Below are 10,226 nucleotides of genomic sequence, written 5' to 3'. Positions count from 1 at the left end.
GGCCTGGCCACCGTGCTGGTCGGCGGCGCTGCGGCGGTGTCGGCGGGCCAGCGCCGTCGGCTGTTGCTGGCCCGCGCACTTCTCTCCACCGCGCCCATCGTGCTGCTCGACGAACCGACCGAGCATCTCGACTCCTCCGACGCCGACCGGATACTGGCCGACCTGCTCACCCCCGGTGCACTGTTCTCCCCCGAACGGACCGTGGTCGTCGCCACCCATCACCTGCCCGAAGATGCGCGCTGTCGCACCGTCAAGCTGACAACCGGAAGGTAGTCTCACCGGCATGAGCGAACCGCCACAACCGCCCCAGTACGGCGCGTACCAGGGCGGCTATCCCCCGCCTCCGCCGCCGCCGTACGGCGGCTATCCGGGCTATCCGGGCTATCCCGGCTATTCGGGCTATCCGCAGCCCCCGGCCGCACCCAAGAACGGACTCGGCATCGCGGCCCTGATCCTGGCGATCATCGGGCTGCTGCTGTGCTGGTCGGTGGCCGGCGGCATCGTGCTCGGCATCTGCGCGGTCATCCTCGGGTTCCTGGGCCGGGGACGGGTCAAGCGCAACGAAGCCGACAACGGCGGCGTCGCGATTGCGGGCATCGTGCTCGGATTCGTCTCCATCGTCGCCGGACTCGTGTTCATCCCGATCTACGTCGGGCTGTTCGACTCCGTGGGCGGCACCGACTACATCGACTGCGTCACCCGCGCCGGATCGGATCAGCAGGCCGTCCAGGATTGCGCCGACGAGTTCACCCAGCGGGTCGAAGACCAGTTCTCCGTCACGCTGTCACCGGCCCCTACCCCGTAGCGCGCCCCGGGAAGTGCTTCACGATGCCTTCCTGCACCACGGTGGCGAGCAGCTGACCGGACCGGTCGAAGAAATGCCCGGTGCCCAGGCCGCGGGACTCCGCGGCCACCGGTGACGTCGTCGAGTACAGCACCCACTCGTCGAACCGCAGCGGCCGGTGAAACCACACCGAGTGATTGGTCGTCACCGCGAAGATCCGGTCGTGCCCCCAGGACAGGCCGTGGGTGGTGATGATCGAGTCCAGCACCGTGGTGTCCGAGGAGTACACCAGCGCGGCGGCGTGCAGCACCGGATCGTCGGGCATGGCGCCGTGGGCCTTCATCCACACCCGGTTGTGGCCGAGGCGCTGGCCCTTGTCCCGCATGATCCAGGCCGGGTCGTTGGTGTAGCGCCATTCGATCGGGTGCAGAGCGTTGACGAAGTGCGGAACCACCTGTTCATAGCCGCGCAGCAGCTCGGCCAGCGGCGGCACCTGCAGCGGGTCGTCGAGGTGTGGCGGCTCGACGCTGTGTTCGAGGCCGCGCCCGCCGGCCAGGTAGGACACCATCACGCTGGTGAGCAGCTGGCCCTTCTGCATCACGTCGACGCGCCGGTTGGCGAAGCGGCGTTCATCGCGCAGCCGCACCACGTGGAACTCCAGATCGATGTCCGGGTCACCGCCGGCGATGAAGTGCACCGACATCGCGCTCGGCGGCACCGGATGCTTGAGGCTGCGCCCTGCGGCGACGAAGGCCTGCGCCATCATCTGCCCACCGAACGTGCGCACCGGGTTCCTGCTCGGATGCGCGCCGACGTAGGTGTCGTCGTCCAGCTGCTCGAGGTGCAGGATCGCCAGCAACTCGTTGAAATCAGCCTCTGACGACAAACCGCTACCTCGATTCGCTAGACGTCGTCCTCCCCGATGCGGTGGACGTGGATCAGATTGGTGGAGCCTACTGTGCCAGGCGGAGCACCCGCGACGATGACCACCAGATCACCGCGCTTGTAGCGGCCCATGTCGAGCATCGACCTGTCCACCTGACGGATCATGCCGTCGGTGGTCTCGATGTGCGGCACGATGAACGTCTCGGTTCCCCAGGTCAGAGCCAGCTGGCTACGCACCTCCGGCAGCGCCGTGAACGCCAGCACCGGCAGCGGCGTGTGCAGCCGGGCCAGCCGGCGCACGGTGTCACCGGACTGGGTGAACGCCACCAGCGCCTTGGCGTCCAGGCGTTCGCCGATGTCGCGGGCGGCATAGGAGATCACACCGCGTTTGGTGCGCGGAACGTGCGTCAACGGCGGCGCGGCGACCGAGTTCTCCTCGACCGCGCAGACGATGCGCGCCATCGTCTTGACCGTCTCGAACGGGAACTTGCCCACCGAGGTCTCCCCGGAGAGCATCACCGCGTCGGCACCGTCGAGGACCGCGTTGGCGACGTCGGATGCCTCGGCCCTGGTCGGCCGGGAGTTCTCGATCATCGACTCCAGCATCTGGGTCGCCACGATGACGGGTTTGGCGTTCTCGCGGGCCATCTGGATGGCCCGCTTCTGCACCAGCGGAACCTCCTCGAGCGGAAGCTCGACACCGAGGTCGCCGCGGGCGACCATGATGGCGTCGAACGCCAGCACGATGGCTTCCAGGTTGTCGATCGCCTCCGGCTTCTCCAGCTTGGCGATCACCGGTACCCGCCGCCCGACCCGATCCATCACCTCATGGACCAACTCGACGTCGGCGGGCGAGCGCACGAACGACAGCGCGATCAGGTCCACCCCGAGGCGCAGCGCGAACTCGAGGTCCTCGATGTCCTTCTCCGACAGGGCGGGCGCCGAGACGCTCATCCCGGGGAGCGACATCCCCTTGTTGTTGCTGACCTTGCCGCCCTCGGTGACCGAGCAGACCACGTCGTTGCCGTCGATGTGCTCGACGACCAGCGCGACGTTGCCGTCGTCGACCAGGACCCGGTCCCCGGGCTTGGCATCCTCGGCGAGGCGCTTGTAGGTGGTCGACACCCGGTCGTGGTTGCCTTCGCAGTCCTCCACCGTGATCCGCACGGTCTCACCGTTGGCCCAGAACGTCGGACCGTCGGCGAACCGGCCCAGCCGGATCTTGGGCCCCTGCAGGTCGGCCAGGATCCCGACCGCGTGCCCGGTGACGTCGGAGGCAGCTCGGACCCGTTTGTAATTGGCTTCGTGATCGGAGTAGTCGCCGTGGCTCATGTTCAGCCGGGCGACGTCCATTCCGGACTCCACCAGCCGTCGGACTGCCTCCTCGGAGGCGGTGGCGGGGCCAAGCGTACAGACGATCTTTCCGCGTCTAGTCACGGTGTTTGAGCATAGTCGCGAATCGATTCAGACGACGGCCAGCGGAAGCGCACCCGGCCTGACCGGGGCCGGAAGTTCCGATTCGCCCATCAGGTAGGTGTCCACAGCGCTGGCCGCGCTGCGGCCCTCGGCGATCGCCCACACGATCAGCGATGCGCCACGGTGCGCGTCGCCGCAGACGAACACCCCCGGAGAATCGGTCTGCCAGTCCTGACCGCACGGGACGGTGCCGCGGCGGCTCAGCGTGATGCCCAGGCCGTCGAGCAGATCCATCCGCTCGACACCTTCGAATCCGATCGCCAGCAGCGCCAGGTCGCACGGGATCTCCAGGGAGTCACCGACCGGGCTGATCCTGCGCCGGCCCGACTCGTCGCGTTCGACCTTCACCTCGGCGATCTCCATGGCGCGCAGGTTGCCCTGGTCGTCACCGAGGAAACGCTGCACCGCCACCTGGTAGCGCCGGTCCCCGCCCTCGGCATGCGCCGGCGAGAGCCGGGTGCGCAGCACGATGGGCCACATCGGCCACGGGGTGCGCGAATCGTCCCGGTACTCGGGGGGTTCGGGGTTGTAGTCCAGCTGGGTGACCGACTTGGCGCCCTGGCGGTGCGCGGTGCCCAGGCAGTCGGCCCCGGTGTCGCCGCCGCCGATGATCACGACGTGCTTGTCCTTGGCCGAGATCTCGCTGGCGCCGTCGCCTTCGCACTCCTTGTTGGCCGGAACCAGGTGCTCCATCGCCAGGTGCACGCCGTTGAGCTCACGGCCCTCCACGTCGTTGTCCCTGGCCCGCAGCGCCCCGACGGCGAGCACGACGGCGTCGTGCTGGGCCCGCAGCTGCTCGATCGGAACATCGACGCCGACCTCACAGTCGGTGACGAAACGCGTTCCCTCAGCGCGCATCTGGGTGAGCCGCTGATTGAGCACACCCTTCTCCAGCTTGTACTCGGGGATGCCGTAACGCATCAGCCCGCCGATCCGGTCGTCACGCTCGTAGACCGTGACGTCGTGACCGGCACGGGTGAGCTGCTGGGCGGCGGCCAGGCCGGCGGGGCCGGACCCGACCACGGCGACCCGCTTCCCGGTCGAAATGGCCGGCGGCTGCGGTTCCACGATGCCGTCCATCCACGCCTGGTCGGCGATCGTCTGCTCGATCCGTTTGATCGTCACGCTGCCGCCGGTCTGCTGCTCGGAGATCGACAGCACGCAGGCGGCCTCACACGGGGCCGGGCACAGCCGCCCGGTGAATTCCGGGAAGTTGTTGGTCGCGTGCAGGCGGTCGCTGGCGGCGTCCCAGCGTCCCCGACGCACCAGGTCGTTCCACTCCGGGATCAGATTGCCCAACGGACAACCCGCGGTTCCGGAGTGGCAGAACGGGATTCCGCAGTCCATGCAGCGGCGGGCCTGCTGAGAGACCTCGCCGGCGCGCTGGTGCGGATCCTGGCGCTCGTAGACCTCCCGCCAGTCACCGACCCGCTCGTCGACCGGCCGCTTGGCGGCCTCGACCTTGTGCACCTCGAGGAATCCATGCGGATCAGCCACGGCTCGCCTCCATGATCGCTGCGTCGACATCTCGGCCCTCGGCTTTGGCCATCCGGGTGGCCTCGAGCACCCGCTGGTAGTCGAGCGGCATCACCTTGGTGAACTGGGCGCTGCGCCTCGGCCAGTCGGAAAGCACCGAGTTCGCCACGGTACTGCCGGTGTGGTGGGCGTGCTGTGCGACCACCTCACGCAACCAGGCCAGGTCTTCGGAATCGAGCCGCTGCAGGTCCACCATGGCGGTGTTGACCCGCCTCGGGTCCAGGCTCAGCACGTACGCGATACCACCCGACATGCCCGCGGCCATGTTGCGGCCCACCTTGCCGAGCACCACAACCCGGCCACCGGTCATGTACTCGCAGGCGTGGTCGCCGACACCCTCGACCACCGCCAGCGCCCCGGAGTTGCGCGCCGCGAAACGCTCCCCCACCTTGCCGCGCAGGAACACCTCACCGGAGGTCGCACCGTAGAGCAGGGTGTTGCCCGCGATGACGTTGTCCTCGGGCAGGAACAGCACGTCGTCCTGCGGTTTGACGATCACCCGCCCGCCGGAAAGGCCCTTGCCCACATAGTCGTTGGCGTCGCCGATCAACTCGAGGGTGACACCCGGCGGCAGGAAGGCGCCGACCGACTGTCCCGCCGATCCGGTGAGGGTGACGTGGATGGTGTCGTCGGGCAGCCCCTGCGCCCCGTAGCGCCGGGTCACCTCGCTGCCCAGCAACGTCCCGACGGTGCGGTTGACGTTACGCACCGGCAGTTCCAGACGTACCGGGTGCGCGTCCTCGAGGGCGCCTTCGGCGAGCTGGATCAGTGTGCGGTCCAACGCGAGATCCAGGCCGTGGTCCTGGTCGCGGATGCGGCGGCGCTGCGCCTCGGCACCGCCGTACGGGTCGGCCGGCACCGCGAAGATCGGCGTCAGATCCAGCCCCTTGCTCTTCCAGTGCGCCACGCCCTCGGCGGTGTCGAGCAGCTCGGCATGACCGACCGCCTCGTCGATGCTGCGGAATCCCAGCTCGGCGAGGTAGGTGCGGATGTCCTCGGCGATGAAGCGGAAGAAGCTCTCCACGAACTCCGGCTTGCCGTTGAACCGGGCCCGCAGTTCCGGGTTCTGCGTGGCCACCCCGACCGGGCAGGTGTCGAGGTGGCAGACCCGCATCATGATGCAGCCGGAGACCACCAGCGGTGCGGTGGCGAAGCCGTATTCCTCGGCGCCGAGCAGCATCGCCACCACGACGTCGCGCGCGGTGCGCATTCCGCCGTCGCACTGCACGGTGATGCGGTCACGCAGGCCGTTGAGCAGCAGCGTCTGCTGCGTGTCGGCCAGCCCGATCTCCCAGGGTGCGCCGGCGTGCTTGAGGCTGGTCAGCGGCGCGGCCCCGGTCCCGCCGTCGTAACCGGAGATCAGCACGACGTCGGCATGGGCCTTGGACACACCGGCCGCGACCGTGCCGACACCGACCGAGCTGACCAGCTTGACGTGGATCCGGGCGTCGGCGTTCGCGTTCTTCAGATCGTGGATCAGCTGAGCGAGATCCTCGATGCTGTAGATGTCGTGGTGCGGGGGCGGCGATATCAGACCCACACCGGGTGTCGAATGCCGGGTCTTGGCGATGTTGGGGTACACCTTGTAGCCCGGAAGCTGGCCGCCCTCACCGGGTTTGGCCCCCTGGGCCATCTTGATCTGGATGTCGGTGGCGTTGACGAGGTAGTCGCTGGTCACGCCGAACCGCCCGGACGCGACCTGCTTGACCGCGCTGCGACGTTTGGGGTCGTAGAGACGGTCGACGTCCTCGCCGCCCTCCCCGCTGTTCGAGCGGGCGCCGAGGTTGTTCATGGCGACGGCCATCGTCTCGTGCGCCTCGGCGGAGATCGACCCGTAACTCATGGCGCCGGTGTTGAACCGGGTGACGATCGACTCGACCGGCTCGACCTCGTCCAACGGCACCGGGGGGCGCACGCCGGTCTTGAGTTCGAACAGCCCGCGCAGCGCACCGCCCTGCCGGGCCAGCCGGTTCACTTCCTCGGAATACTTCTCGAACACCTCGTACTGGCCGGTTCGGGTCGCATGCTGAAGCAGGAAAACGACTTCCGGCGTGAACAGGTGCAGTTCGCCGTCCCGGCGGAACTGGTATTCCCCGCCCACCGACAGCCGCCGGTGGGCCCGCTCGGTGGGGTTCTCCGGGTAGGCGCGCCGGTGCCGGAACTTGACCTCTTCGGCGATGACGTCGAGGCCGACACCACCGAGCTGGGTGGGCGTCTTGGTGAAGTACTCGTCGATGACGTCCTTGTCGATGCCGACGGCCTCGAAGACCTGGGCGGCAGTGTAGGACGCGACCGTGGAGATGCCCATCTTGCTCATCACCTTCATCACGCCCTTGCCGAGCGCCTTGGTGTAGTTGCGCACCGCCGTGGAGGTCTCGATCCCGGTGAGCTCACCTTCGCGGATGAGGTCTTCGATGGACTCGAAAGCCAGGTAGGGGTTCACCGCAGCAGCACCGAAGCCGATCAGCATTGCGATGTGGTGCACTTCGCGGGCGTCGCCGCTTTCGACGACGAGCGCCACCTTCAGCCGCTCCTTGGTCCGGACCAGGTGGTGGTGCACCGCGGACACCGCCAACAGCGACGGGATCGGAGCCTTGGTGTGGTCGGAGTCGCGATCGGAGATGATCAGTGTGCGTGCACCTTTGGCGATCGCCTCGGAGGCCCGGTAGCGCAGTTCCTCGATCGCGTCGGCAAGCCCCTCGCCACCGCGTTCGACGTCGTAGAGCCCACGCAGGACCGCGGCACGCAGGCCCGGGTACTCCCCGGTGTCGTTGATGTGGACGATCTTGTTGAGTTCGTCGTTGTCGAGCACCGGCCAGCCCAGCACGATCTGGCGACACGACGCCGCCGACGGTTCGAGCAGGTTCTCCTCGGGCCCCATGATCCGGGCCATCGAGGTGACGACTTCTTCGCGAATCGCGTCCAGCGGCGGGTTGGTGACCTGGGCGAACAACTCGACGAAGTAGTCGTAGAGCAGTTTGGAGCGCTGCGAAAGCACCGCGGTCGGGGTGTCGGTTCCCATCGAGCCCAGCGGCTCGCCGCCCGAGGCGGCCATCGGGGTCAGCAGGATGCGCAGGTCCTCTTCGGTGTAACCGAAGGCGACCTGGCGGCGCACCACCGAGTCGTGGTTGGGCTGCACGCGTGCGGGCTCGGGCAGCGACTTGAGGTCGAGCAGTCCGGCGTGCAGCCATTCGCTGTAGGGTTCGGCGCTCGACAGCTGCTCTTTGACCTCGTCGTCGGAGACGATGCGGCCTTCGGCGGTGTCGATCAGGAACATCTTGCCCGGCTGCAGCCGCCCCTTGGCCACGACCTGGGCCGACGGCACGTCCAGCACGCCGCTCTCGCTGGCGAGGATGACGCGGTCGTCGATGGTGCGCCACCACCGCCCCGGGCGCAGGCCGTTTCGGTCCAGCACGGCCCCGACCAGCGTCCCGTCGGTGAAGGTGACGCAGGCCGGTCCGTCCCATGGCTCCATCAGGCAGCCGTGGAACTGCCAGAACGCCCGTTCCTCGGGCTCCATGGTGGCGCTGTTCTCCCACGCCTCGGGGATCATCATCAACACCGCGTGTGGGAGATCGCGACCGCCGAGGTGCAGCAGTTCGAGCACCTCGTCGAAGGACGCCGAGTCGGAGGCCCCCGCCGTGCAGATCGGCGAGAGCCTGCTGAGGTCGCCCGGGATCTTGGCACTGGCCAACATGGCCTCCCGAGCCCGCATGCGGTTGCGGTTGCCGCGCACGGTGTTGATCTCTCCGTTGTGAGCGACGAACCGGAACGGGTGCGCCAGCGGCCAGGACGGAAAGGTGTTGGTGGAGAACCTGCTGTGCACGATGGCGATGGCGCTCTTGCAGCGTTCGTCGCGAAGGTCCGGAAAGTATTGCGGCAGCTGCATTGTGGTGAGCATGCCTTTGTAGACCATGGTCCGGCTGGACAGCGACGGGAAGTAGGCGCCGCTGTGCTCGGCACGCTTGCGCATCGGATACACGCGGCGGTCGAGATCTATCCCACTGGGCCGGGTTCCGTTGTATTCCGGTGCGGCCACGAACAGCTGTGACATGTAGGGCATGCAGCCCAGCGCCGTCTCGCCGACCTCGGCACCGTCGGCGTCGACCGGCACCTCGCGCCAGCCCAGGATGTCGAGACCTTCCTTGGCGGCGATTGCCTCGACGGTCTCGCAGACGGCCGCCCGCTCGGCGGGGTCCTGCGGCAGGAAGCAGATGCCCGCGGCGAAGGTGTTGGCGCCGTCCTCAGAGGGCGCCGGCAGCGGAAAGTCGACGACGGCGGCGAGCAGGTCCACCGGCAGTTGGATGAGGATCCCAGCGCCATCACCGCTGTTGGGTTCGGCGCCTGCGGCCCCTCGATGCTCGAGGTGCTCGAGTGCCGTCAGCCCGTCGGCGACGATCGAGTGCGAGCGTCGGCCCTGGATGTCGGTGACCATGGCGACACCGCAGGAGTCCGCTTCGTTCTCCGGGTCGTACAAGCCTTGGGGTTCGGGCAGTGCCGAAAACAGCATGAAAGGCGCACCTCCGCGGTCCTGAGATCAAGATCAGGGACTGCGCCGGCCCGTCGGTCGAGTGTATCAGCGGGCGGGGCTGCTCACCCGTCGAGAATGGTCGGGACCAGCGGGAATCCAGGCAGATTGCGGGCTACGGTCCACACCACCGCAGCGGTGATGACGACCACGAACACCGGGGTGTTCGCGGTGGGTTTCCCTTGGAACCGGCGCAGCAGAATCCACGCTAACAGCAGCGGAAGTCCGATGAGAACGAACGGATTGTCGACGAACGCCGCCGCCAGATCGCCGTGCAGCAGGTCGTGCGTCATGCGCAGCCCACCGCAGGCCGGACAGAGGCACCCGGTCAGCGTCAGGAACGGGCACGGCGGAAAAACGAATCCCGGGCTGTGCGGATTACCGAGGCCGACGTAGGCCAGCGCGCCCACCACAGCCGCCCCCGTGCCGGCTACGGCTAGGGAACGCTTGGCGGTGCAGGTGGGCAGGCTAGGTGCCATCGCGCAGCGGGCGTCCGTAGGGGTCGCGCACCTTGTCGGTGAGGATCAGCACAGCATCGATGATTCCCCAGATGACGGCGCCGAGGCCACAGGTGAGCAGGCCGATGATGAGCTGGATGACGCCCAGCTTCGTGTCACCCAGGTAGATGCGGCCGATGCCGACGAGGCCGAAGAGCCCGATGAGCTGGAGCAGCCCCGCCACCACCTTGGATTTCTCCGAGAACGGTTCACCGGTCACCGGATGGCGGCCGTAGGGCGCCGTCGGATCCGTGTAACCCGGCGGGTAAGGACCCGCCGGCGGCGGATAGCCCCACGGCGGGGGCGGATAGCCGGATTGCGACGGCTGCGGATAGCCGGACTGCGGCGGCGGAGGCGGGTACGAGTTCCCCTCATTGCCGGTGAAATGGGGCTCGGTCATGCCACAAGGATGCCAGAGCCGAGCCACACTCAGAAGGGTGGCGGTTCGTAGGTTGCTGCGAGCCAGGCTTGGTGGTCGCGTTCGGCTTGGGCGTTGAGTTCCAGGCGCGCGCGGCGTTCG

The 10,226-nt window shown here is 68.0% G+C and carries 8 protein-coding genes; 2 read left to right on the top strand and 6 right to left on the bottom strand.

The genetic code is table 11. The annotated features are described in order from the left end of the window. Window positions 1–273: ATP-binding cassette domain-containing protein (locus ACXAID_RS24875; RefSeq protein ID WP_475024853.1), on the top strand; the 273-nt coding region annotated here is incomplete at its 5' end. 10 nt (window positions 274–283) lie between these two features. Continuing rightward, window positions 284–805 (top strand): DUF4190 domain-containing protein, encoded by a 522-nt coding sequence (locus ACXAID_RS24870; RefSeq protein WP_475024852.1) that lies wholly within the window; start codon window positions 284–286, stop codon window positions 803–805. Here ACXAID_RS24870 and ACXAID_RS24865 read toward each other — a convergent pair. The 6 genes from ACXAID_RS24865 to ACXAID_RS24840 all read right to left on the bottom strand — a co-directional run bounded on the left by ACXAID_RS24865 (window position 795) and on the right by ACXAID_RS24840 (window position 10,106). Continuing rightward, the gene (locus ACXAID_RS24865) at window positions 795–1,670 is read right to left on the bottom strand and encodes an acyl-CoA thioesterase domain-containing protein (protein WP_475024851.1); all 876 of its coding nucleotides are present in this window, start codon (window positions 1,668–1,670) and stop codon (window positions 795–797) included. The genes ACXAID_RS24870 and ACXAID_RS24865 overlap by 11 nt on opposite strands. A gap of 17 nt (window positions 1,671–1,687) precedes the next feature. Next, window positions 1,688–3,106 carry a pyruvate kinase gene (pyk, locus tag ACXAID_RS24860; protein WP_475024850.1) on the bottom strand — a complete coding sequence of 473 codons (1,419 nt, stop codon included), beginning with the start codon at window positions 3,104–3,106 and terminating at the stop codon, window positions 1,688–1,690. A gap of 27 nt (window positions 3,107–3,133) precedes the next feature. Further along, window positions 3,134–4,642 (bottom strand): glutamate synthase subunit beta, encoded by a 1,509-nt coding sequence (locus tag ACXAID_RS24855; protein ID WP_475024849.1) that lies wholly within the window; start codon window positions 4,640–4,642, stop codon window positions 3,134–3,136. Further along, window positions 4,635–9,191, bottom strand: a complete 4,557-nt coding sequence (gene gltB / locus ACXAID_RS24850; RefSeq protein WP_475024848.1) for a glutamate synthase large subunit — start codon at window positions 9,189–9,191, stop codon at window positions 4,635–4,637. The genes ACXAID_RS24855 and gltB overlap by 8 nt, the downstream gene beginning before the upstream one ends. 83 nt (window positions 9,192–9,274) lie before the next feature. Then, entirely contained in the window at window positions 9,275–9,688 is a 414-nt protein-coding gene (locus tag ACXAID_RS24845) for a DUF2752 domain-containing protein (RefSeq protein WP_475024847.1), read from the bottom strand. Next, entirely contained in the window at window positions 9,678–10,106 is a 429-nt protein-coding gene (locus tag ACXAID_RS24840; RefSeq protein ID WP_475024846.1) for a TM2 domain-containing protein, read from the bottom strand. The genes ACXAID_RS24845 and ACXAID_RS24840 overlap by 11 nt, the downstream gene beginning before the upstream one ends. Between the last annotated feature and the right edge of the window lie 120 nt (window positions 10,107–10,226).

It is taken from the genome of Mycobacterium sp. ABE4_509 (assembly GCF_056160785.1).
Note: the sequence above shows the minus strand (reverse complement) of the source record. Positions and strands in the feature narration are given on the sequence as shown.